General features: G+C 61.3%; 21 protein-coding genes. 2 read left to right on the top strand and 19 right to left on the bottom strand.

Annotation, left to right across the window (positions count from 1 at the left end; genetic code table 11):
* Positions 1-27 precede the first annotated feature (27 nt).
* From BLU39_RS06540 to BLU39_RS06520, 5 genes are all read right to left on the bottom strand, one after another.
* A complete protein-coding gene (locus tag BLU39_RS06540; protein ID WP_092711148.1) occupies positions 28-819 on the bottom strand; it encodes an anti-sigma factor family protein in 792 nt (263 codons plus the stop codon).
* Positions 816-1,331, bottom strand: a complete 516-nt coding sequence (locus BLU39_RS06535) for an RNA polymerase sigma factor (protein WP_092711146.1) — start codon at positions 1,329-1,331, stop codon at positions 816-818. Before BLU39_RS06535 ends, BLU39_RS06540 begins: the two co-directional genes overlap by 4 nt.
* A 15-nt stretch (positions 1,332-1,346) precedes the next feature.
* Complete coding sequence (locus BLU39_RS06530) at positions 1,347-1,718, bottom strand: COG4315 family predicted lipoprotein (RefSeq protein WP_092711145.1); 372 nt, start codon at positions 1,716-1,718, stop codon at positions 1,347-1,349.
* Positions 1,719-1,775: 57 nt separating this feature from the next.
* Positions 1,776-2,681 (bottom strand): DNA-3-methyladenine glycosylase family protein, encoded by a 906-nt coding sequence (locus BLU39_RS06525; protein WP_092711143.1) that lies wholly within the window; start codon positions 2,679-2,681, stop codon positions 1,776-1,778.
* A gap of 68 nt (positions 2,682-2,749) precedes the next feature.
* The gene (locus BLU39_RS06520; RefSeq protein ID WP_092711141.1) at positions 2,750-3,757 is read right to left on the bottom strand and encodes an XdhC family protein; all 1,008 of its coding nucleotides are present in this window, start codon (positions 3,755-3,757) and stop codon (positions 2,750-2,752) included.
* A gap of 98 nt (positions 3,758-3,855) precedes the next feature.
* On the opposite strand from BLU39_RS06520, the gene BLU39_RS28525 reads away from it, so the two are divergent.
* Positions 3,856-3,996 (top strand): hypothetical protein, encoded by a 141-nt coding sequence (locus BLU39_RS28525; RefSeq protein ID WP_175444556.1) that lies wholly within the window; start codon positions 3,856-3,858, stop codon positions 3,994-3,996.
* 14 nt (positions 3,997-4,010) lie between these two features.
* Here BLU39_RS28525 and BLU39_RS06515 read toward each other — a convergent pair whose 3' ends face one another.
* From BLU39_RS06515 to BLU39_RS06450, 14 genes are all read right to left on the bottom strand, one after another.
* Positions 4,011-5,066, bottom strand: a complete 1,056-nt coding sequence (locus BLU39_RS06515; protein WP_314606087.1) for a M48 family metalloprotease — start codon at positions 5,064-5,066, stop codon at positions 4,011-4,013.
* 58 nt (positions 5,067-5,124) lie between these two features.
* Positions 5,125-5,574: a dUTP diphosphatase gene (gene dut, locus BLU39_RS06510; protein ID WP_034785229.1), complete on the bottom strand. Its 450-nt coding sequence runs from the start codon at positions 5,572-5,574 to the stop codon at positions 5,125-5,127.
* 35 nt (positions 5,575-5,609) lie between these two features.
* On the bottom strand, positions 5,610-6,830 hold the full coding sequence (gene coaBC / locus BLU39_RS06505; protein ID WP_092711137.1) for a bifunctional phosphopantothenoylcysteine decarboxylase/phosphopantothenate--cysteine ligase CoaBC: 1,221 nt from the start codon (positions 6,828-6,830) through the stop codon (positions 5,610-5,612).
* A gap of 17 nt (positions 6,831-6,847) precedes the next feature.
* Entirely contained in the window at positions 6,848-7,357 is a 510-nt protein-coding gene (lspA, locus tag BLU39_RS06500) for a signal peptidase II (protein WP_092711135.1), read from the bottom strand.
* A gap of 89 nt (positions 7,358-7,446) precedes the next feature.
* Positions 7,447-10,347 carry an isoleucine--tRNA ligase gene (gene ileS / locus BLU39_RS06495; RefSeq protein WP_092711133.1) on the bottom strand — a complete coding sequence of 967 codons (2,901 nt, stop codon included), beginning with the start codon at positions 10,345-10,347 and terminating at the stop codon, positions 7,447-7,449.
* Between the two features lie 67 nt (positions 10,348-10,414).
* Positions 10,415-11,386, bottom strand: coding sequence for a bifunctional riboflavin kinase/FAD synthetase (locus tag BLU39_RS06490; RefSeq protein WP_070303589.1), 972 nt, complete (start codon positions 11,384-11,386; stop codon positions 10,415-10,417).
* Between the two features lie 190 nt (positions 11,387-11,576).
* On the bottom strand, positions 11,577-12,788 hold the full coding sequence (locus BLU39_RS06485) for a tetratricopeptide repeat protein (protein ID WP_092711131.1): 1,212 nt from the start codon (positions 12,786-12,788) through the stop codon (positions 11,577-11,579).
* A 78-nt stretch (positions 12,789-12,866) separates the two neighbouring features.
* Positions 12,867-13,298: an ExbD/TolR family protein gene (locus tag BLU39_RS06480; protein ID WP_176741207.1), complete on the bottom strand. Its 432-nt coding sequence runs from the start codon at positions 13,296-13,298 to the stop codon at positions 12,867-12,869.
* Between the two features lie 105 nt (positions 13,299-13,403).
* Complete coding sequence (locus BLU39_RS06475; RefSeq protein WP_034754165.1) at positions 13,404-13,832, bottom strand: ExbD/TolR family protein; 429 nt, start codon at positions 13,830-13,832, stop codon at positions 13,404-13,406.
* A 5-nt stretch (positions 13,833-13,837) separates the two neighbouring features.
* A complete protein-coding gene (locus tag BLU39_RS06470; RefSeq protein WP_166448878.1) occupies positions 13,838-14,770 on the bottom strand; it encodes a MotA/TolQ/ExbB proton channel family protein in 933 nt (310 codons plus the stop codon).
* An 86-nt stretch (positions 14,771-14,856) separates the two neighbouring features.
* The gene (locus BLU39_RS06465) at positions 14,857-15,513 is read right to left on the bottom strand and encodes an energy transducer TonB (RefSeq protein ID WP_034754161.1); all 657 of its coding nucleotides are present in this window, start codon (positions 15,511-15,513) and stop codon (positions 14,857-14,859) included.
* 539 nt (positions 15,514-16,052) lie between these two features.
* Positions 16,053-17,654: a SpoVR family protein gene (locus BLU39_RS06460; RefSeq protein WP_092711354.1), complete on the bottom strand. Its 1,602-nt coding sequence runs from the start codon at positions 17,652-17,654 to the stop codon at positions 16,053-16,055.
* Positions 17,654-18,922, bottom strand: coding sequence for a YeaH/YhbH family protein (locus BLU39_RS06455; RefSeq protein ID WP_092711129.1), 1,269 nt, complete (start codon positions 18,920-18,922; stop codon positions 17,654-17,656). Before BLU39_RS06455 ends, BLU39_RS06460 begins: the two co-directional genes overlap by 1 nt.
* 72 nt (positions 18,923-18,994) lie before the next feature.
* Positions 18,995-20,917 (bottom strand): PrkA family serine protein kinase, encoded by a 1,923-nt coding sequence (locus tag BLU39_RS06450; protein ID WP_034754154.1) that lies wholly within the window; start codon positions 20,915-20,917, stop codon positions 18,995-18,997.
* Positions 20,918-21,489: 572 nt separating this feature from the next.
* On the opposite strand from BLU39_RS06450, the gene BLU39_RS06445 reads away from it, so the two are divergent.
* Entirely contained in the window at positions 21,490-22,521 is a 1,032-nt protein-coding gene (locus tag BLU39_RS06445) for an adenosine deaminase (protein ID WP_092711127.1), read from the top strand.
* Positions 22,522-22,556: the final 35 nt, after the last annotated feature.

Here is a 22,556-nt window from a genome sequence, read left to right as displayed (position 1 = left end):
CGATGCTTGTCCCTTGTCCGACCTGCTTCAGCGCGGCTGTTCCAGCTGCGCGTACACGGCGTCGGCGATCTTGCCCAGTGCCTGCTTGGGCAGGTTCGCCGAGAGGGCATAACCGAGCTGGCCGTCGATCCAGTAAAACACGCTCAGGTCCTTTTCCTGCGTGTAGCGGAAGGCTGTTTCCTGCCTGCCGGCCCGCTCTTTCGCCACGTACAGGGTCAGGCGCTTGCCGCCGGCATCCTCGTACATGAATTGCGCCACGGGGCCGTCGCCATCGCCGGGCAGCAGGCGTCCGCCGATCAGGCGATAGCCGAGCGGCGACAGCGCGGGGGGCTGCAATTTCGTGCCCAGGCGTTTCGACAGCCATTGCACCAGGTGCGCCTCCTGTTCCGCCCCCACTTCGACAGGGTGGCGCACTTCGGGCGTGTAGACGGCGTGGGCGATGGCGGCGCTGCGCGCCAGGGAGATCGGGCTGGCGCTGGCGATCGGCATGTCGCCACCGTCGCCGCGCAGCAGCCAGCCGCCCGCGCCGCCGGCGATCACCAGCACGACGGCCGCTGCCGTCTGCATGGCGTGGCGGCGCCAGGCGCCGTTTGCCGCCGGTGGCGATGCCGATTGCAGCAGCGCCGGAGGCACGGCTTCGTCCAGCACGGGATCGAACAGGGCGCGCAGTTGCCGGTTCTGCTCGCGCCAGGCGTCGACCCTGGCGGCATCCTCGGGATGCGCGCGCAGGTGGGCGTCGATGGCCGCGCGCTGTTCCTCGGGCAGGACGCCGTCGGCCAGGGCGTGCAATTGCGCTTCGCTGATGGCTTGCGTTGTCATTTCACGACTTTCAGGGTTGGGGCGCCATGGCTGCCGGCTGGGCGGCCGTCGAGCAGTTCGCGCAGCCGCTCGCGCCCGCGCGACAAACGCGACATCACGGTGCCGACGGGGATGGCCAAGGTGGCCGCCACCTGCTCGTAGGGCATCTGTTCCAGCGCGACGAGCAGGATCACTTCGCGCTGCCCCAGCGGCAAGCGGGCCAGCGCCGCATCCATTTCGCCGATGGCGATCAACTGCCCCGGCGCGCGCTCGGGCGCGGGCAGCAGGGCGTCATCGTCGAGTTCCTGCAGCGCCAGGCCGGGGCGGCGCAACTGGTCCACGTGCAGGTTGTGCATGATGGAAAACAGCCAGGGCCGCATCTCGCCGCTGCGCTGGTCGAGCTTGCGCCATGCCCGCTCCACCGTGTCCTGCACCAGGTCGTCCGCGTGCAGGGCGCCCGCCAGCGCGCGCGCATAGCGGCGCAGGCCGGGCAGGCACGCATGCAGCTGGCGGTTGTCATCGAACGCGGTCATGGCGGCGCAGCTTTGTTATGGCTTGACGACGTGCCACACGTTCTTGAAATTGTCGCCGGCCACGTCGCCCGGTTTCTTGTCTTCCTTGTACAGGTACAGGGGCTTGCCCTTGTAGGTCAGCTGCATGGCGCCATTGTCTTCGCGCTTGATGCTGCCGTACGGGGCGGTGGGCGCCGCATCGGTGGCGATGACGGCGGGCCAGGCCACCAGGCAGCCGCCGCTGCAGGCGCTCTTGCCGCTGTCGGCGACGTCCTTGTCGAACACGTAGACGGTCATGCCGCTGGCGTTGACCAGCATGCCGTTGGCGGGCATGACGTCGGCGGCGAAAGCCAGCGGGGCGGACAAGACGGTGAACAGGGCGGTGGCGGCAAAAGTGGTAAAGCGCATGATGGTCTCCTTGAGGTTTTGAGGGCTTGCAAGGGATAGACGCATGCCGCCCGCCGTTTATTCCGCCGCCGTCGGATTATTTTTTGCATGCAGGCTGGCCCACAGGTGGGCGGCCGCCATGGTGCGGTGCGGCGCGTACTGGCGCAGCCACTGTTCCGTGCGCGCCATGTCCGGCTTGCTCTCTTCGCCGAGCAGCTTTTGCAGGGCCGCGCGGATGGCCACGTCGCCGTGCAGCGAGCAGTCGGCATAGCCGTAGCCGCGCAGCAGCGCGTAGTTGACGGTCCACGGGCCGATGCCCTTCACGGCCAGCAGCGCCTGCGATATGGCGGCCACGTCGCCGGAAGGGGGCAGTTCCAGCGACAGTTCTCCCTCATCGACGAGGCGTGCCAGGCGCAGCACGGTTTCCGCCTTGGCGCGCGAGAATTTGCGGCCGGTCAGCTCTTCCACCGCCAGTCGGGCCACGTCGCGCGCCTCGGGATAGCACCACAAGCCGCTGCCGTGCCGGCGTCCCGCCTGCAGAATGAAGGTGCGGCGCAGGGAAATGGCGAACGGCAGGTTGATCTGCTGGCCGATGATGGCCCAGGTCAGCGCCTCGAACGGGCTGGCCGACTGCACGATGCGCAAGCCCGGGTTGGCGCGCACCAGGGGCGCCAGCAGCGGGTCGCCGGCGGCCAGTTGCGCGAACGGCTGCGGGTCGATGCGCAGGCCGAGGATGTTGAGCAAGGCGCCGTGCAGCGGTGTTTGGAGGTCCGCATCGCCATCGATGTCTGCCTGGCAGACGGCGGCAGCATCCGTGAAAGCGACGTCCAGCACGACCGGCACGCCGTGCAGCAGGATGCCCTTGCGCAGGCCAGTCGGCGTGACTTGTTCCGCCACGGCTTCGCCATCGCGGCTGTGGAAGGCGATGACGTCGTCGCGGCGGTAGCCGGCGGGCAGGGGGAGGGTCCAGTGCAGCAGGGTCATGGTGGGCGGGAAATCAGGGAGCGTATCAGGGAAGCGCTGCGGGCGCACCGCGTTTCTTGCTTTTTGCCTTAGCGGGCGCAGATGTCGGTGGTGGGCGGGCTCAGGGCCGCCGCATGCTGGATCTGCAGGGCGTCGGGCACGCCATTTTTCACGGCCGTCAGTTCGGCCAGGATGGAAATGGCGATTTCGGCCGGCGTCTTGCTGCCGATGTAGAGGCCAATGGGGCCATGCAGGCGCGCCAGCTGTTCCGCGCTGACGTCGAACTGCAGCAGCCGCTCGCGCCGTTTGGCGTTATTCGCACGCGAGCCGATGGCGCCCACGTAGAACGCGGGCGATTTCAACGCTTCCATCAGGGCCAAGTCGTCGAGCTTGGGGTCGTGCGTGAGGGCGACGACGGCGCTGCGGCTGTCGAGTTTCAATTCCAGCACGAGGTCGTCGGGCATGGCGTGCAGCAGCGGCACGCCGGGCACGTTCCAGCCGCCCCGGTATTCCTCGCGCGGGTCGCAGACGATGACGTGGTAGTCCATGGCCGTGGCGATTTGCGCGACGAAGCGCGACAGCTGGCTGGCGCCGATGATCAGCAAGCGCCAGCGGGGGCCGTGCTGCGTGGTGAGCACGCCATCTTCCAGGGCCAGCACCGCGCCCGGCGTGGCGCGCCGCAGGGTGACGGCGCCGCTTTCGAGATCCAGGCGGCGTTCGACCAGTTCATGCGCTTCCAGGCGCGCCAGCAGTTCGGCCACGCCGCTGCCCGCATGCAGCGGTTCGATGGCCAGTTCGATGGTGCCGCCGCAGGGCAGGCCGAAGCGGTGCGCTTCGTCGGCGCTGATGCCGTAGCTGACGATTTCAGGCTGCGTGCGCACGATGCCGTGCACGCGCACGGTGTCGATCAGATCATCCTCGATGCAGCCGCCGGAGACGGAACCGACCACCGTGCCATCGTCGCAGATGGCCAGGGTGGCGCCCACGGGGCGGGGGCTGGAGCCCCAGGTCTTGATGACGGTGACGAGTTCGCAGCGGTGTCCTGCGGCGAGCCAGGCGGCGCTGGTTTTCAGAACTTCAAGGTCGATACTGTCCATGGGGCGCGGAAGGAAAGCCGCAAGTACGCGGCAAAGTATGGAATATTCTTCAATATTGTGGCTATACTACGCTCTCCAACAGCCTGCGGAGAGTTTTCATGTCGAACGACCAAAAAACGCAAGACGACGGCATCCCCAAGTTTGGCAAACTGCTCATCGCCCTGTTCCTGGCGGTGGTGTTTTGCGGCGCCCTGACCTGGATCATGGGAACGTATTTCCCGAATTTCCCGGGCGCCTGAACTAAACTGTCGCGTTAAGGCTTCAACGGCTTCTTCGCCGCCTGCTTGGCGCGCACGTCGATGACGGCGCGGTTGATGGCCGCCATGCGCGAGTTGGTGCCCGGATGCAGGGCCGTGTAGCCGTTGGCGACCGTGGCCGGCACTTGCGTGGCCAGGCGCTGCCAGAAGCGGGCGGCATTGTCGACGTTGTAGCCGGCGCGCGCCAGCAGGTAGATGGCCAGGGTGTCGGCCTGCACGTCGAGTTCCTGCGGCATGGCCTTGATGCCGGCGGTGCCCGTCAGCATCGACACGTCGGGCTGCACGGCGCCCAGGCTGTCGATGATGGTGGCGGCCGTACCTGCCGTGCGTTGGCTGCGCGCGTGGTCGAGGATGTTGTGGGCCATTTCGCGGGCGATGACGAAGGCGATGCCTTCGTCGTTTTGCGCCGCGTTGATCATGCCGCGCGTGAGCATGATGCGCGAACCATCCGAATACGCGTTGATATTGTCCGCATTGCCCAGGGCGACGCGGAAGGCGCAGGCGCGCGTGACGGGAATCTTGATGTCCTGCTGCTGGCCGTCGCGGGCGATGGTCATGTTCAGGCTCGCGCTTTTCGAGGCCAGCGGGCCGACGATGGCGCCGAACGGGCCTTCCGCTTTCGGGCCGGCCGGCAGCGGCTTGCCTTCGGCGGCCAGCAAGCCGTCGCCCTTGCGCAAGCCGGCGCGCGCGGCGCCGCTGCCCGGCAAGACGCCGGACACCTGCATCTGTTCACCGTAGCCGAGCGCTGCCTGCGCCGCGTCGGCATAGATGCCAGGGTAGGAATACTTGTTCTGCGCCGTGAAGCCCAGCAGGTTGCGCGCATACGTCTTGCACAGGTCCGCATTGTTGATCAGCAGGGGCGCCGAGACTTTCGACAGGCGGTCCTGCAGCGCCACCATCTTCACCAGCTCTTCCTGCGCCGCCTTTTGCTGCGCCGTCGGCGCGGGCGCATCGGGCGCCGGCACGATGTTGAACGGGCCGCTGACATTCGTCGCCGGCGTGGTGCAGCCGGCAAGGATGGCCGCAGTGGCCAACAGGAGAGGAGTGGCCAATCGGCGCAGCGAGGTTGGGGCTGGGATCAGATGGCGGAAACCTGGCATAAAAAAGTCCTTAATGTTTGCCGGTGCTGCCGAAACCGCCAACACCGCGTTCGCTGTCGCCGAATTCCTCGACGACGTTAAAGCCCACTTGCAGCACCGGCACGATAATCAGCTGCGCCAGGCGTTCCATGGGGTTGAGCGTGAAAGCGCTCTGGCCCCGGTTCCAGGTCGATACCATCAGCTGGCCCTGATAATCGGAGTCGATCAAGCCTACCAGATTCCCCAGGACGATGCCGTTCTTGTGGCCCATGCCGCTGCGCGGCAAAATCATGGCCGCATACGACGGGTCGCCGATGTGGATGGCCAGGCCGGTGGGTATGAGCACCGTCTGGCCGGCTTCGATAGTGATGGCTTCATCGATGCAGGCGCGCAGGTCCAGGCCGGCGCTGCCTGGCGTGGCGTAGGCCGGCAGCAGTTCTTTCATGCGGGCGTCGAGGATCTTGATGTCGATATTTTTCATGAATCTAACTAACTAAGCTAAGTCGTTTAATGGGATTATTTGAGCAGCGAATTCTTGGCAATGCGCTTCGAGATTTCCGAAATCAGCTGGCGCGCCAGGTTCAGTTTCGAGGCGCGCGGCAGCACGGTATGGCCTTCCTCGTCGAACAGGATGATGGTGTTGTCGTCCTGGCCAAACGTGTTCTGGCCGATATTGCCGACCAGGAGGGGAATGCCCTTTTTCTCGCGCTTGGTCGAGCCGAATTCCACGAGGTTTTCCGATTCGGCGGCAAAGCCCACGCAATACGGGTAGCCGGCCAGGTTCGTGCGTGCCGCCACGGTGGCCAGGATGTCGGGGTTTTGCACGAACTGCAGTTCGGGCACGGAGCCGTCGGCCTGCTTTTTCATCTTCTGGTCGCTGGCGTTGGCCACGCGCCAGTCGGCCACGGCGGCCACGGCGACGAAGACGTGCTGGCCGTCGACGTGGGCCAGCACGGCGTCATGCATCTGCTGCGCGCTTTGCACGTCGATGCGGCGCACGCCGAATGGCGCGTCCAGGGCCGTGGGGCCGGAAATGAGCAGCACCTCGGCGCCCGCTTCGCGCGCCGCGCGCGCCACCGCATAGCCCATCTTGCCCGAAGACAGATTGGTGATGCCGCGCACGGGGTCGATGGCCTCGAACGTGGGTCCTGCCGTGACCAGCACGCGCTTGCCCGCCAGGACTTTCGGCTGGAAGGCGGCGATCAGCTCCGTCAGCAATTGCTCCGGTTCCAGCATGCGGCCCAGGCCAACTTCGCCGCATGCCTGTTCGCCGGCGGCCGGGCCGAACAGCTTGATGCCGTCGTCGCGCAGCTGCTGCACATTGCGTTGCGTGGCGGGGTTCTGCCACATTTCCACGTTCATGGCCGGCGCCACCAGCAGGGGCAGGTGGGATGGGCGGGCCAGGCACAGGGTCGACAGCAGGTCGTCGCACACGCCATGCGCGAGCTTGCGCAGAAAATCGGCCGAACACGGGGCGATCAGGATGGCGTCCGCATGGCGCGTCAGATCGATATGCGCCATGTTGTTGGCTATGCGCGCATCCCACTGGCTCGTGTGCACGGGGTGGCCGGACAGCGCCTGCATCGTGACGGCCGTGATGAAGTGGCTGGCGGCACCCGTCATCACCACTTGCACCGAGGCGCCGGCCTTGGTCAGCGCGCGGCACAGTTCCGCCGCCTTGTAGCAGGCGACGCCGCCTGACAGTCCCAGGACGATTTTTTTGCCGGACAATTCCATGCCGTTCTCCCGCGTGTTTATTTGTTTACCCGGCGCAGTTCATCGATGATGAACAGGGCCGCGCCGATGCAGATGGCGCTGTCGGCGATATTGAAAGCGGGGAAATGGCCCCAGCTTTTCCAGTGGAAGTCGAGGAAGTCGACCACATGGCCGTAGATCAGCCGGTCGATGGCGTTGCCCAGCGCGCCGCCGAGTATCAGCGCCAGGGCCCAGCAGAACATGCGCTGGCCGGCGTGCTTTTTCAGCAGATAGATGATGTAGACGGCGGCCGCGATGGCGATGCCGGTGAAGAAATAGCGCTGCCAGCCGCCCTGGTCGGACAGGAAGCTGAACGCGGCGCCCTTGTTATACGCGAGCACCAGGTTGAAATACGAGGTGATGACCATCTCTTGCGCATAGCGGAAGGTCTTCAGGATCGTGATCTTGGTGATCTGGTCGAACAGGATGACGATGGCGGCAATGCCCAGCCAGGGCACGAGCGACGCCGACGATGACGATTTCGATGAAAAACGGTTTTTAGTGGCCATATTTTTCCAGGGAAGATAAAGCCGCCGCTACTCTTGCGGGCAGCGGCGGTGGGAGCGGGGCGGGAGTCATCCCGTCCCGGTTTGCTGCTTTAGGCGAAGCGGCGCGATTCGCCTTTTCCAAACAGATTGCTGACGCAGCGGCCGCACAGGGTAGCATGCGCGGCGTCCGTGCCCACGTCCGCACGGTAGTGCCAGCAGCGCTCGCACTTCGGCGCCGTCGACGCGGCCACGACCACCTCTTCTGCCGCTTCCTCAAGCACTTCGACCACGCTTGCCTGCGAGGTGATGAAGACGAACTTCAGGTCCTCGCCCAGGGTGGTGAGCAGCTTGTATTTCATCGGCGCGGCCTTGATCGTCAGTTCCGCTTGCAGCGACGAACCGATAGCGCCCGAGGTGCGCAAGTCTTCCAGCTGTTTCGTGACATCCGTGCGCACGGCGCGCAGGGCCGTGTATTTTTCCAGCAGCTCGGCCGCATCCGCCACCGCCGGCAGCTGCCACCAGGTTTGCGTGAAGATGGTTTCATCGCTGGCGGCATACGCTTCGCTGCCGGCGAAGACGGCCCATGCTTCTTCGGCCGTGAACGACAGGGCAGGAGCCATCAGGCGCAGCAGGCTTTGCGTGATGTGCCACAGGGCCGTCTGCGCGGAACGGCGCGCGTGCGAGCTCAAGCCAGAGGTGTACAACCGGTCCTTCAGGATGTCCAGGTAGAAGCCGCCCAGGTCTTCCGAGCAGTACGTCTGCAGCTTCGAGACGACCGGGTGGAATTCGTAGCGCGCGTAGTTGTTTTCGATCTGCGTTTGCAGCGATGCCATGTTGGCCAGCGCATAGCGGTCGATCTCGAACATTTCCGCCACCGGCACGGCGTCCGTGGCCGGATTGAAGTCCGAGGTGTTCGCCAGCAGGAAGCGCAGGGTGTTGCGGATGCGGCGGTACGATTCCGTCACGCGCTTCAGGATCTCGTCGGAGATCGACAGCTCGCCCGTGTAGTCGGTCGAGGCGATCCACAGGCGCAGGATGTCCGCGCCCAGGGTGTCCGAGATCTTTTGCGGCGCCAGCGTGTTGCCCAGCGACTTGGACATCTTCTTGCCTTCGCCATCGACCGTGAAGCCGTGCGTCAGCAGGGCCTTGTACGGCGGACGGCCATTGAGCATCGACGACACGAGCAGCGACGAATGGAACCAGCCGCGATGCTGGTCCGAGCCTTCCAGGTACAGGTCGGCCGGGAATTGCAGTTGCGTCGAGTGCGAACCGTGCGCTTGCGGGCCGCCCAGCACCGTCTGGTGCGTGGCGCCGGAATCGAACCACACGTCCAAGGTGTCCTTGTTCTTCGCGTAGATGGCCGCTTCGTCGCCGATCAGGTCTTGCAGGTCCAGCGCCTGCCATGCCTCGATGCCGTCTTTTTCGATCAGTTTGGCCACTTGCTCCAGCAATTCCGGCGTGCGTGGATGCAGGTCGCCCGTTTCCTTGTGCACGATGAAGGCCATCGGCACGCCCCACTGGCGCTGGCGCGACAGGGTCCAGTCGGGACGGTTGGCGATCATGCCGTGCAGGCGCGCCTGGCCCCAGTCCGGGAAGAACTCGGTCTCTGCGATGCCTTTCAGGGCCGTTTCGCGCAGGGTCGCGCCGCCGTCTTTTGGTGTCACGTCCATGCCGGCGAACCACTGCGAGGTGGCGCGGTAGATGATCGGCGTTTTATGACGCCAGCAGTGCATGTAGCTGTGGTCGAACATCTTGACTTCGAACAGCGCGCCCGCTTCGCGCAAGGCGTTGCAGATCGGCTTCGACGCTTCCCAGATGGTCATGCCGCCGAACAGGGGCAGGGTCGAGGCGAACTTGCCGTCGCCCATGACGGGCTTGATGATGTCGTCGTCCTTCATGCCGTGCGCCTTGCACGAGATGAAGTCGTCCAGGCCATAGGCTGGCGCCGAGTGCACCACGCCCGTGCCGCTTTCCGTGGTCACGTATTCGGCCAGGTACAGGGGCGACAGGCGGTCGTAGAACGCGTCCGATGCATGCAGCGGGTGGCGGAAGCTGATGCCGGCCAGGGCCGCGCCGTCGCAGGTGGCGATCGTCGTGCCCTCTAACTTGAAGCGCGCCAGGCTGGCCACGACCAGGTCTTGCGCCAGGATCAGCAGCAGTGGCTGGCCATCGCGCTCGGTCTTCACCAGCGCATATTTGACTTCCGGGTGCACGTTCAGCGCCTGGTTCGACGGGATGGTCCACGGCGTCGTGGTCCAGATGACGATGTAGCCGTTATCGGTCGGCAGCGATGGCAGGCCGAAGGCGGCCGCCAGTTTGGCCGGCTCGGCGAACTTGAACCCGACATCGATGGCGGGATCGCGTTTTTCCGCGTATTCCACTTCCGCCTCGGCCAGGGCCGACTGGCAGTCGAAGCACCAGTTGACGGGTTTCAGGCCGCGGTAGACATAGCCTTTTTCCAGCAGCTTGCCCAGCGCGCGCAATTCGTCCGCTTCATTGCCGTGCGCCATCGTCAGGTAAGGGTTGTCCCACTCGCCCAGTACGCCCAGGCGGATGAAATCCTTCTTCTGGCGCTCGACCTGCACGTTGGCGTAGGCGCGCGCTTTTTCCAGCACGTCGGCCGTCGGCAGGTTCTTGCCGTGCAGTTTTTCGATCTGGATCTCGATCGGCATGCCGTGGCAATCCCAGCCCGGTACGTATGGCGCGTCGAAGCCGGCCAGCGAGCGCGATTTGACGACCATGTCCTTGAGGATCTTGTTGACGGCGTGGCCCAGGTGGATATCGCCATTCGCGTACGGCGGGCCGTCGTGCAGGATGAATTTCGGACGGCCGGCGGCGGCCTTGCGCACGCGTTCGTAGATTTTCTTGTCTTGCCATTGCTGTACCCATTGCGGCTCGCGCTTGGCCATGTCGCCACGCATCGGGAACGGGGTTTCCGTCATGTTGACCGGGTATTTGCTTTCTGGCTTCTTGTTCTGCTTGGGCGTGGCTGGCTTGTTTTGATCGGACATAATCTTCTTTAATGATATTGAATGGTTTGCGGCGGCGGGTGCCGCCAGTCGGCGGAGTTGGCCGGCGTCAAATTCGGTCGGTGGCGGTAATGGCGCCGCTGCGCTGCTCGAAGTAGGCGCGCGCCTGGTTCGAGTCGCGCTCGATGGCGGCCGTCAGGGTGGGCAAGTCGTCGTACTTTTCTTCGTCGCGCAGCTTTTCCAGGAATTCCACGCGTACCAGCTTGCCGTAGCAGGACTGGGCGAAATCGAACAGATGCACTTCCAGCAAGACGCGGCCGCTGTCGTCGACGGTGGGGCGCACGCCGAGGCTGGCCACGGCCGGCAGCGGCGCCGGCCCCAGGCCGTGCACCTGCACGATGAAGACGCCGGACAGGGCGGGGCGGTGTGCCACGCGCAGGTTCAGGGTGGGGAAACCGAGGGTGCGGCCCAGTTTCTGGCCGTGGATCACATGGCCGGAAATGGCGTAGGGATGGCCGAGCAATTGCGTGGCCAGCGGGAAATCGCCGGCGGCCAGGGCCAGGCGCACGGCCGATGAGGAGATGCGCGTGCTGCCATTCATCACCGTCGGCAGAGTTTCTACGTGGAAACCGTATTGGCGGCCCGCTTCCTGCAGCATGGCCACGTCGCCGGCGCGCCGGGCGCCATAGCAGAAGTCGTCGCCGACCATCAGCCATTTCACGTGCAAGCCGTCGACGAGGACTTTTTCCGTGAATTCCTGCGGCGTCAGGGCGGCGAACTGGGCGCTGAAGTGCTCGACGACGACACGGTCGATGCCGGCGTCGTCCAGCGACTGCAGCTTGTCGCGCAGGTTGGCGATGCGCTGCGGCGCCTTCGACAGGTCGCCCGCGCGCTGCGCAAAGAACTCGCGCGGGTGCGGTTCGAACGTCATCACGGCCGCTTCGATGCCGAGTTCGGTGGCAGCTTCGCGCACGCGCGCCAGCAAGGCCTGATGGCCGATGTGGACACCGTCAAAATTGCCGATGGTCAGAGCGCAAGGCGCTCGTGCCTGGGCATTGGGAAGTCCGCGGAATACCTTCATAGGAATCTGATGAAAAACTGTGCCAAAAGGGGGATTATACGGACTGTTTCAGGGATGCACACCCGGCAGGGCGGGCGCAGGGGTAATTTCCCTGCTGAAATGATAAAAAGCGTTGCCGGCGGGTGTGCTGGCAACGCTTTTTGCGGCGGGCACTCGACTAGCTGCCCGACAATATCTTGGCGATATTGTCTTACTTATTCATTAATGCCCAGTAGCGGGCCAGGTCAGCCGCGCCATCCGTGCCCTTGACAGCTTTCAGCGCGGTCGATGCGTTGGATTTCTTGCCGGCGTGGATGTAGGCGATGCCCAGGTGCAGCTTGGCTTCTTCCGGATACTTGGCGGTGCCCATTTTCACGGCGTCATTCATCAAGCCCAGGCCTTTTTCTGCCTGGCCATCGTAGACCAGGGCGAAGCCCAGCTTGCTCAAGCTGTCGGCGTCCTTGTTCTTGACGTATTCCGCTTCCGACTTGGCGGCATTGGCCTTCAGGTCGGCCTGGGTCTTCAGGGCCAGGTCTTTCAGGCGCTGGTGACGGGCGGCATCGGCGCCGGTGCCCAGCACGCCTTTTTTGTAGCCCTGCTCGATGATGCTCAGCGCTTCGCCAGGATTGCCTGCTTGCAAGGCCAGCTGGCTGATTTCCATGTATTCGGATGGCTTGCTGAACAGGCCGTTAGCCAGGCGCAGGCGCTGGACGTCCAGGCCCAGGCGCTGCGAGAAACCAGGCTTGCCCGACACGCGGTTCAGCAGGTCGGCCCAGTAGCTGGTCTTCGGATAGCTGCCGGCCAGTTTTTCCAGGGTGGCCACGTAGCCAGCCTTGTCGTTCTGTTTCAGCTGGATGTTGGCCAGCATTTGCAGGCTCGCTTCCGAGTTGCCGCCGCGCGATTGCAGTTCTTTCGCCGCTTCGGCGTAGTTGCCGCTGACGTAGTAGGTCTGGATCAGCAGTTCGCGCATCTGTGGATCTTCGCGGTCTTTCAGCGAACGTTTGATCCAGGTGATGGTGTTCGGCCAGTCCTTGGCGCGGTAGTACATGCCTGCCAGCGCTTGCGTGAATTTGGGGGCTTCGGCGGCGCTCAGGCGGCCGGAATTGATGACGGCTTCAAACGCCTTGATGGCGGTGCCGTTGTCGCCGGCGGCGGCAGCGGCCGAGGCGCGCACGCGCTCGATCTGGTAGCTTTCAAAGGCGGTCTTGCCGCCGACGCTGTCAGCTTCGCGCAGCTTGGCCAGCGCTTCCTTGTTTTTGCCGCTGCTAGCGAGTTTTTGCGCTTCTTGCAGTGGCTTGCCCACTTCGGCACGCACGGTGTCCGCGGCGTATGCCAGCGAGCCCAGGCCGATTACGGGAGTTGCTGCGGTAAAACCGATAGCGGCCATGACGAGGCCGAGATGAGCGAGACGAAACTTGGACATAAGAAAGTCTTTCAGTAAAAAGCGAATAGGCAGGAAGTCCTGCCTATTCGGATGTAAAGAGAACCTGATTGCTGCAGCTTACTGGAATTGCTCGTTGCCGACCAGACCGATTTTGGTCACGCCCAGACGCTGCGCCGACGCCATCACACCGGCGACGACTTTGTATTCCACCAGCTTGTTCGGACGCAGATGCACTTCCGGCTGGTCTGCTTGCGCAGCAACGTTGCTCAGCTTGGCTTCCAGCGAAGCGCGGTCAGGAACGACCTGATTGTCCCACAAGATCGTACCGTCAAAATCGACATCGATCGTGACGACCACTGGTTCGGTTGTCGGTGGCGGCGGGGTGCCGACCGGCATGTTCAAGTTCACCGAGTGGTTTTGCTTAGGAATCGTGATGATCAACATGATAATCAGCACCAGCATCACGTCGATGAGGGGCGTCATGTTCAGTTCCATCATTGGTTCCGGATCCGCGCCTGGAGCGCTTCCCGAACCGACATTCATACTCATAGTGTTTCCTTTAAGAAGTCCAACGAAGCACCGGGCGAAACTGCCGCCCGGTCAGCTTCCGGCAGTGGCGCGCCCTTGTTGCCGGGGCGCCGCCGCCAGTTGCTATCAGCCCTTGTCAGGTGGTTCGGTGATGAAGCCGACCTTCTGGATCCCGGCACGTTGGGTCGTGTAAATAACCCGGCCGATCGATTCGTAGCGTGTTTCTTGGTCGCCACGAACGTGTACTTCCGGCTGCGGTACTTTCACTGCTTCAACTTTCAGATAATCGAACAGTTCGCTCGTATCTTTCAGTTTCTTCTGGCCCAGATAAATCTCGCCATCCTTGTTGACAACGATGTTGACGTTTTCTGGCTTGCTTTGAAGGGCTTGGTTGGCCTCGATCGGCAGATCGATTTTCTGCAATTTGAGGACAACCGGACTGGTGATCAAGAAAATGATCAGCAAAACCAACATGATGTCGACGAGCGGCGTCGTGTTGATTTCTGACATTACTTGATCTTCATCTCCGCTGTCGGAGCCGACGGACATCGACATGATTCTTATCCGATCTTTTTAGCGCCGGCAGCACGGCCAGCTTCGCTGGTCGACATTGCGCCGGAGATCAGTACCGAGTGAACGTCGGCGCTGAACGAGCGTACGTCTTCCATTGCGGTTTTGTTACGACGCACCAGCCAGTTGTAACCCAGAACGGCAGGAACGGCGACCAGCAGACCGAAAGCGGTCATGATCAGTGCTTCACCAACTGGACCTGCAACTTTGTCGATCGAAGCGTTACCGGTCATGCCGATGTTGGTCAGCGCGCCATAAATACCCCAAACGGTACCGAACAGACCGATAAACGGTGCGGTCGAACCAACGGTTGCCAGGAACGACAGGCCATCTTGCAGACGCGATTGGACTTTGTCCGAAGCGCGCTGGATCGACATCGTCACCCAGGTCGACAGGTCGATTTGTTCCAGCAGGGCGCCGTCATGGTGAGCCGTTGCCTTGGTGCCCGATTCAGCGATGAAGCGGAATGGCGAGCCTTCGGTCAAGGTTGCCGAACCGGCAGCGATCGAAGGAGCTTTCCAGAATTTGGCAGCGGTTTCTTTGGCTTGCTTGAAGATCTTCATTTGATCCATCAGCTTGGTGATGATGATGTACCAGCTGCCGATCGACATGATGGCCAGGATGATCAGGGTGGCGCGTGGCACGAAGCCGCCGTCCCACACTGCTTGCAGGCCGAACGGGTTGTGGACTTCTTCGGTTTTGGCTGGAGCTGCTGCGTCAGCGGCTGGAGCTGCTGCGTCTGCTGCTGGAGCTGCTGCATCAGCAGCTGGTGCTGGTGCTGCTGCAGCGTCTGCCGCTGGAGCCGAAGCGGCAGCCGATGCTGGCGCGTCAGCGAATGCCGGAGCTGCTACCAGAGCGGTAGTAGCGGTAACGGACAACAGAACCGCGGCAAAAAATGCGGACAAACGGGTATTCTTAAACATGCTTCCTCCAAAATTAAAAATAACAGATCGCTGAACGTAATGACAACGAAATCATAGTGTGAGACAGGGGATAACTGTCTCGGGTTTTAATCCAGCGACCAAACGTATTGCATTTGCTGCCAGCCTTGTTCCGGCTTGCCGTCTACTGTTGCCGGCTTAAATGTACAGCGGCTGATACCTTGCACCGCGGCTTTGTCCAGGTCTCTGAAGCCGCTGGACTTCACGATCTTCGAATCAGCGACCTTGCCGTCTACACCGATCAGGAACGACAGTGTCACCACACCGGTTTCCTCGTTGCGCTGCGACGACTTTGGATAAGCCGGCTTTTCGCAGACACTGAAGTCAACCACGGCCGGCGTACGCACCGATTTGGCTGGTCCAGGAGTTGGCGCAGGCTGTGCAGGCGGTGCTGGCGGTGCCAATACATTCGTGGCTGGCTTCACAGCAGTCGTATTTGCAATCACGTTTTGCTGTGGTGGCGGCTGCTGCACGTTCACCTCGACTGGCGGAATGAATGGCGGCGGTGGCGCTTTCATTTCTGGCGGCGGTGGTGGCGGTGGAAGATCCTTCGGTGGAGGCGGTTTGACTTCCTCGATAATCTTGGTTTCAACCGGTTCCATCATTTTGGTGACCAACCGCTTGCCCAAGCCCGTCACGATCCCGTAAGCCGCGAGAACGTGCAGCAGGACAACGATAGTGATGCCTGTGTAGTTCTTGGGACTTTTCTCGTTCGAAAAATTCATGCCTGCTTTCTCCAAATACCATCTCTTGTCTTGCAACTGAACCCCAAAATGACGACACAAAGCTCCAGCCGTATCCGGGACGTCGCCGAATTATACATACGAATTCTTTATTTTACACAGATTTTTAACGCCTAAAACCGGTTAAATTTTTGGCGCTTTTGCGCCCTGAAAACGTACTTGCTTATGCCATCTTTGCACGCTTTCGGACAGAAAAAAAGGCGGTCTTATCGGTTTTTTACAGCCGTTTTGGGCTACCACTGCTAAGTTCTCCGATGTGCCCATATGGCGGAATTATATTTCGTGATATTCAATATGGAAACCGCTAAATTTGGAGGAAAATCTTTCTTTTTGGAAATGTTTTGCGCCGGAACCAGACCACTTAGCCGTACGCGCGCACCAAACAAGTGCGGAACGGTCTTCACCCAGGTCAAAAAAGGCGGTCCTGGCGGCCCATTTGAGGCCGCCAGGCCATACGGAATTCCTATGTAGGCATAGGAAACGCTTATATTCTTGCCATTGATTATTATCAACAAATCATTTCATGGCCGGACAACGGGATCATCGCGCCGGTTGCGCTTTTCCCTGCGGCAATTCAAGGTGCCCAGGACGACGCCTTGCGGGTCGACCGTATCGATGTGCACGTCGAAGCCCCACAGCCGCGCCACGTGCTTGAGCACCTCGGCCGCCTGCTGGTTCAGCGGGCGGCGCTGGAACTGCGTGTGGCGCAGGGTCAATGCGCGGTCGTCGCGCGTATTGACGGACCAGACCTGAATGTTCGGCTCGCGGTTGCCCAGGTTGTACTGCTCGGCCAGCTGCTGGCGCACGTAGCGGTAGCCGGCATCGTCGTGGATGGCGGAAATGGCCAGCTTTTCATTCTTGTCGTCGTCGAGGACGGCAAAGAAGTGGAATTCGCGGATGAGCCGCGGCGACAGATACTGGGCGATAAAGCTTTCATCCTTGAAATTGCGCATGGCAAAGTCCAGGCTCTTGCGCCAGTCGCTGCCGGCCATGTCGGGGAACCAGGCGCGGTCTTCGTCCGTCGGGTGCTCGCAGATGCGGCGGATGTCGCTCATCATGGCAAAACCCAGCGCATACGGATTGATGCCGCTGTAATAAGGACTGTCGATGGGGGGCTGGTAGACGACGTTGGTATGGCTTTTGAGAAATTCCATCATGAAGCCGTCGCCCACCACGCCTTCGTCATAGAGCTGGTTCAATATCGTGTAGTGCCAGAAGGTGGCCCAGCCCTCGTTCATCACCTGGGTCTGGCGCTGCGGGTAGAAATACTGGGAAATCTTGCGCACGATGCGGACCATCTCGCGCTGCCACGGTTCCAGCAGCGGCGCGTACTTCTCTATGAAGTACAGCAGGTTTTCCTCGGGTTCGGGCGGAAAGCGGGGCGCGGCCTTGCGCTGGTCGTCCTCGTCCTCGTCTTCGTCGCGCCGGGGCAGGGTGCGCCACAGCTGGTTGATCTGCGACTGCACATAGGCTTCGCGCTCTTTCTGGCGCGCATATTCCTTTGCCATCGACAGTTTCGCCGGACGCTTGTAGCGGTCGACGCCATAGTTCTGGATGGCGTGACACGAGTCGAGCAGCAATTCCACGGCGTCGACGCCATGGCGCTGCTCGCATTCGGCGATGTAATTCTTGGCAAACACCATATAGTCGATGATGGCGTCCGCATCCGTCCAGGCGCGGAACAGGTAATTGCCCTTGAAGAAGGAATTGTGGCCGTAGGCCGCATGCGCGATCACCAGCGACTGCATGGTCAGGCTGTTTTCCTCCATTAAATAGGCGATGCACGGGTTCGAGTTGATGACGATCTCGTAGGCCAGGCCCATCTGGCCCCGCTTGTAGCTTTTCTCGGTGGACAGAAAGTGCTTGCCGAACGACCAATGGTTGTACGAGACGGGCATGCCCACCGACGTATAGGCATCCATCATCTGTTCGGCCGTGATGATTTCCAGCTGGTTCGGATAGGTGTCGAGGCCAAACTGTTTCGCCACCCTGCGGATTTCCTCGTGGATTTGCTCGATCAGCTCGAACGTCCATTCCGACTGCTCGGGCAGGGCGTTCGGGTGGCGCAGGCGCACGAACGGTTCGCCCGGAGTATTGCTGGCGCGGTCAAAGGCTGCACTCATCATTTCACCTGTTTCTTGAACAGTTCGCGGAAGACCGGGTAGATATCGGCCGGCGTGACGATCTTTTGCATGGCGAAATGGGCGTGATGGTCGAGCACGCCCGCATATTGCTCCCACAGGTTTTGCTGCGGGCCGTCGGTGATCTCGACATAGGTGTAGTACTGCACCTTGGGCATGATGGTATTGATCAGCAACTGGCGGCACAGCATGGAATCGTTGTCCCAGTTGTCGCCGTCGGACGCCTGCGCCACGTAGCTGTTCCATTGCCCGGCGCCATAACGTTCGTCGATGATGGTGTTGAGCAAGTGCAGCGCGGAGGACACGACGGTGCCGCCGGACTCGCGCGAATTGAAGAATTCATGCTCGTCCACCTCGGCCGCCGCCGTATGGTGGCGGATGAAGACCACCTCGATCTTGTCGTAGACGCGCTTGAGGAACAGATATAACAGGATGAAGAAGCGCTTGGCCGTGTCCTTGCGCGATTCGTCCATGGAACCGGAGACGTCCATGATGCAGAACATGACGGCTTGCGTCATGGGCTTGGGTACCTTGATGCGGTTGCTGTAGCGCAAGTCGAACGGGTCGATGAAGGGAATCGCCAGCAAGCGCGTGTGCAGGTGATGGATCACGCGGCGCAGTTCCACCACCAGCGGATCGCTGTCGGGCGCGCCTTCATGCAGCAGGGTCGCCAAGTCTTCCTCGGCCTGCGCCAGCTGCTTGCGGGCGCCGCCGCCGACGGCGATGCGCCGCCCCAGTGCGCCGCGCAGGGAGCGCAGCACGTGGATGTTCGATGGCGTGCCCGACATATTGTAGCCGGCCCGCTGGTTCTTGAATTCCGTGGTGGTCGTCAGCTGGGTTTTTACCATGTGCGGCAATTCCAGGTCTTCGAAGAAGTAATTCATGAATTCTTCGCGCGACAATTCGAAGATGAAATCGTCTTCCGTCGTCTCGTCGCTATTGCCCGCCTTGCCCCGCCCGGCGCCACCGCCGCCTTTCGGCCGGGCGATCTGGTCGCCTTTCAGGTATTCCTTGTTGCCGGGATTGACCACTTCCCATACGCCGCCATGCGCATGGCCAAACGATGGTTCGCCCACGTCCTTGACGGGGATGCTGACCTTCTCGCCATTCTCGACGTCCGTGATCGAGCGCCCCTTGATGGCGCGCCCCACGGCATCCTTGATCTGGCCCTTGTAACGCCGCAGGAAACGCTCGCGGTTGACGGCGGATTTATTCTTGCTTTGCAAGCGCCTGTCGATGAGATATGTCAAAGGGTGCCTCCTTGCCTCTCGTCTTGCGCGCCCCGCCGGTCGTCAGGCGGGAGCGCGCCTTCGCTGTCCGCGCTAGGATGACTTGCGCACGCGCAAGTACCATTCGCATAACAGGCGTACCTGCTTGGCCGTATAGCCTTTTTCCACCATGCGGGCCACGAAATCGGCGTGCTTGTTGGCATCGTCGGCGCTGGCCTTGGCATTGAAGGAAATCACGGGCAGCAATTCCTCCGTATTCGAAAACATTTTCTTTTCAATCACGGTGCGGAACTTTTCATAACTGGTCCAGGCGGGATTCTTGCCGCCATTCGAGGCCCGCGCGCGCAAGCCGAAGTTCACGATTTCATTGCGGAAATCCTTCGGATTGGAAATGCCCGCCGGCTTCTCGATCTTTTCCAGTTCATTGTTCAGCGATTCGCGATCAAAACTTTCGCCCGTGTCCGGATCGCGGTATTCCTGGTCCTGTATCCAGAAATCGGCAAACGTCACGTAGCGGTCGAAAATGTTTTGTCCGTATTCCGAATAGCTTTCCAGGTAAGCCGTCTGGATCTCCTTGCCGATGAATTCCACGTAGCGCTGCGCCAGGTGCTCTTTAATATACGAGAAGTAGCGCTGCTCGAGTTCCGGCGCGAACTGCTCGCGCTCGACCTGCTGTTCCAGTACATATAATAGATGCACGGGATTGGCCGCCACTTCGGAATTGTCAAAGTTGAATACCTTGGACAGGATCTTGAAGGCAAAGCGCGTCGACAGGCCGTTCATGCCTTCGTCCACGCCCGCGTAATCGACGTATTCGTGCATGGACTTGGCTTTCGGGTCCGTATCCTTGAGGTTTTCGCCATCGTAGACGAGCATCTTCGAAAAGATGCTCGAGTTTTCCGGATCCTTCAGGCGCGACAGGATGGCGAACTGCGCCATCATGCGCAGGGTGCCGGGCGCGCACGGGGCCTTGACGAGCGAGGAATTGGCCACCAGCTTGTCGTAGATCTTGATTTCATCGGACACGCGCAGGCAGTACGGCACCTTGACTATATAGATACGGTCAAGAAACGCCTCGTTGTTGCGGTTGTTTTTGAACGTCTTCCATTCCGACTCGTTCGAGTGGGCCAGGATGATGCCGTCAAACGGAATGGCGCCGAAGCCTTCCGTGCCCTTGTAGTTGCCTTCCTGCGTGGCCGTCAGCAGCGGGTGCAAGACCTTGATCGGCGCCTTGAACATTTCCACGAATTCCATCAAGCCCTGGTTGGCCAGGCACAGGCCGCCCGAATAGCTGTAGGCGTCCGGATCGTCCTGCGCATAGTCTTCCAGCTTGCGGATGTCGACCTTGCCCACCAGGGACGAAATATCCTGGTTGTTTTCGTCGCCCGGCTCCGTTTTCGAGATGGCGATCTGTTTCAGCACGGACGGATAGCGCTTGACGACGCGGAACTGGTTGATATCGCCATTGTATTCATGCAGGCGTTTCACGGCCCACGGGCTGGGGATGTTGCGCAGGTAGCGGCGCGGGATGCCGTAATCCTCTTCCAGGATGGTGCCGTCTTCTTCCTCGTTGAACAGGCCCAGCGGCGATTCGTTGACGGGCGAGCCTTTCAGGCAATAGAAGGGCACGTGCTCCATCAGCGACTTGAGTTTTTCCGCGATGGACGATTTGCCGCCGCCGACAGGCCCCAGCAAATACAGGATCTGCTTGCGTTCTTCCAGGCCTTGCGCCGCGTGGCGGAAATACGAGACGACTTGCTCGATCACTTCCTCGGTGCCGTAGAACTCGCGGAAGGCGGGATAGATCTTGATCACCTTGTTGGCGAAGATGCGCGACAGGCGCGTGTCGTTGCGCGTGTCGACCAGCTGCGGCTCGCCGATGGCGGCCAGCATGCGTTCGGGCGCGCTGGCGTACGTCAGCTTGTCCTTCTTGCACAGGGCCAGGTATTCGGTGAGCGACATTTCCTCTTCGCGGGTGCGCTCGTAGCGTGCTGCATAGTTATCAAAAATGGTCATGTCAATGTCCTTTAATGTAAACCTGAACTGCCAGTCACCATGGCCGCCCGCCTGGCACTCGCCTGGGCTTGCCGTCTGAACTTTTCCTGTACCCCGTACCGATTTTTATTGTTGTTTCAAGCCCGGCTGTCTTTGCGAGTCCGGATTGCCCGGACCAAAAAACTGGCGCTTGATGCCGTGTGCTGACGTGGCCAGCCGGCTTATTTTTCACTGTTGATAGCGCTTGTTGCACTTACCTTTACCCGATGAAATTAATTATTGCTCTAAAGGATCAGGAAGTCAAAAGATATGTCAGCATATCCTTAATACTTGTTTGTAAATTGTTGATTTAATTGGATAAATCATCAAATTTTTCATCGATTCCAATGAACCTTTATATACCTTTTAAACCATCATACGACAATTCGCCAGCGCGTGCCGGTGCGTGCCATGGCGCTGCCGCAGCCGGCGCCATGGCGGCCGCTCGCCGGTGAGGCCGGCCATCTTGCGCTAAGATGCCTGCATGTCTGATGGCCCCGCGCGCCGCGCGTGCGCGAGCCAGCATTTTTATCGTCACCCTATAAGGAACACCCATGATGAACTCCCCATTGCGCGCGATCGTCCGCGGCATGCCGAAAGCCGAATTGCATATCCATATCGAAGGCTCGCTGGAGCCAGAACTGATTTTCGCACTGGCGGCGCGCAATGGCGTGCCTCTGGGCTATGAATCGGTGGAACACTTGCGCAGCGCCTATGCTTTTACGGATTTGCAGTCTTTTCTCGATATTTATTACGCTGGCGCAAGCGTGCTCTTGAAAGAGCAGGATTTCTACGACATGACGCAAGCCTACCTGCGGCGCGCCGAGGCCGATAACGTCTTGCACACGGAAATTTTCTTCGATCCGCAAACCCACACGGCGCGCGGCGTGGCCATGGCCGACGTGATCAACGGCATCCACCGCGCCTGCCAGGACAGCCCCGTCAGCGCGGCCCTGATCCTGTGCTTCCTGCGCCACCTGAGCGAGGAAGAAGCGTTCGAGACCCTGGAAGACGCCTTGCCGCACCGCGACAAATTCATCGGCATCGGCCTCGATTCGTCGGAAGTGGGCAACCCGCCCGAGAAATTCTCGCGCGTGTACACCCGCTGCCGCGAGCTGGGCCTGCACCTGGTGGCCCACGCGGGCGAGGAAGGTCCGCCGGCCTACATCCGCACGGCGCTCGACGACTTGCAGGTCGAACGCATCGATCATGGCGTGCGCTGCCTGGAAGACGCGGAACTGACTGCCCGTCTGGCGCGCGAACAGATCGCCCTGACCGTGTGCCCGCTGTCGAACACCAAGCTGCGCGTGTTCGACCAGATGCATGACCATAACCTGGTGCAACTGCTCGACGCCGGCCTGCTGGTGACGGTGAATTCGGACGATCCCGCGTATTTCGGCGGCTACATGAACGACAATTTCGACGCCATCTTCGACGCCTTGCCACTGGGCCTGTCCCACGCGCATCGCCTGGCGCGCAACGGTTTTATCGCCGCCTTCCTGCCGCAGGCACAGAAAGACGCCTTCCTCGCCACCGTCGATGCATATTTCGCCCAGCACGCGGCCGCCCACGGCAGCGCGCAATAACGCATCACAATCAACTCGCATAAAGACCCGCCGCC

The organism is Janthinobacterium sp. OK676, from assembly GCF_900103595.1.
Lineage (GTDB): Bacteria > Pseudomonadota > Gammaproteobacteria > Burkholderiales > Burkholderiaceae_D > Janthinobacterium.
This window is presented reverse-complemented; position numbering and strand designations above follow the sequence as displayed.

What these genes read in the sequence shown, in the direction of transcription:
- BLU39_RS06525 (WP_092711143.1), bottom strand. Translation starts at nt 2,681, where the DNA reads ATGACCCTGCTGCACTGGACCCTCCCCCTGCCCGCCGGCTACCGCCGC.
- BLU39_RS06480 (WP_176741207.1), bottom strand. Translation starts at nt 13,298, where the DNA reads ATGAGTATGAATGTCGGTTCGGGAAGCGCTCCAGGCGCGGATCCGGAA.
- BLU39_RS06460 (WP_092711354.1), bottom strand. Translation starts at nt 17,654, where the DNA reads ATGAGTGCAGCCTTTGACCGCGCCAGCAATACTCCGGGCGAACCGTTC.
- ileS (WP_092711133.1), bottom strand. Translation starts at nt 10,347, where the DNA reads ATGTCCGATCAAAACAAGCCAGCCACGCCCAAGCAGAACAAGAAGCCA.
- BLU39_RS06465 (WP_034754161.1), bottom strand. Translation starts at nt 15,513, where the DNA reads ATGAATTTTTCGAACGAGAAAAGTCCCAAGAACTACACAGGCATCACT.
- dut (WP_034785229.1), bottom strand. Translation starts at nt 5,574, where the DNA reads ATGAAAAATATCGACATCAAGATCCTCGACGCCCGCATGAAAGAACTG.
- BLU39_RS06520 (WP_092711141.1), bottom strand. Translation starts at nt 3,757, where the DNA reads ATGGACAGTATCGACCTTGAAGTTCTGAAAACCAGCGCCGCCTGGCTC.
- BLU39_RS06490 (WP_070303589.1), bottom strand. Translation starts at nt 11,386, where the DNA reads ATGAAGGTATTCCGCGGACTTCCCAATGCCCAGGCACGAGCGCCTTGC.
- BLU39_RS06450 (WP_034754154.1), bottom strand. Translation starts at nt 20,917, where the DNA reads ATGACCATTTTTGATAACTATGCAGCACGCTACGAGCGCACCCGCGAA.
- BLU39_RS28525 (WP_175444556.1), top strand. Translation starts at nt 3,856, where the DNA reads ATGTCGAACGACCAAAAAACGCAAGACGACGGCATCCCCAAGTTTGGC.
- coaBC (WP_092711137.1), bottom strand. Translation starts at nt 6,830, where the DNA reads ATGGAATTGTCCGGCAAAAAAATCGTCCTGGGACTGTCAGGCGGCGTC.
- lspA (WP_092711135.1), bottom strand. Translation starts at nt 7,357, where the DNA reads ATGGCCACTAAAAACCGTTTTTCATCGAAATCGTCATCGTCGGCGTCG.
- BLU39_RS06530 (WP_092711145.1), bottom strand. Translation starts at nt 1,718, where the DNA reads ATGCGCTTTACCACTTTTGCCGCCACCGCCCTGTTCACCGTCTTGTCC.
- BLU39_RS06445 (WP_092711127.1), top strand. Translation starts at nt 21,490, where the DNA reads ATGATGAACTCCCCATTGCGCGCGATCGTCCGCGGCATGCCGAAAGCC.
- BLU39_RS06470 (WP_166448878.1), bottom strand. Translation starts at nt 14,770, where the DNA reads ATGTTTAAGAATACCCGTTTGTCCGCATTTTTTGCCGCGGTTCTGTTG.
- BLU39_RS06475 (WP_034754165.1), bottom strand. Translation starts at nt 13,832, where the DNA reads ATGTCGATGTCCGTCGGCTCCGACAGCGGAGATGAAGATCAAGTAATG.
- BLU39_RS06485 (WP_092711131.1), bottom strand. Translation starts at nt 12,788, where the DNA reads ATGTCCAAGTTTCGTCTCGCTCATCTCGGCCTCGTCATGGCCGCTATC.
- BLU39_RS06535 (WP_092711146.1), bottom strand. Translation starts at nt 1,331, where the DNA reads ATGACCGCGTTCGATGACAACCGCCAGCTGCATGCGTGCCTGCCCGGC.
- BLU39_RS06540 (WP_092711148.1), bottom strand. Translation starts at nt 819, where the DNA reads ATGACAACGCAAGCCATCAGCGAAGCGCAATTGCACGCCCTGGCCGAC.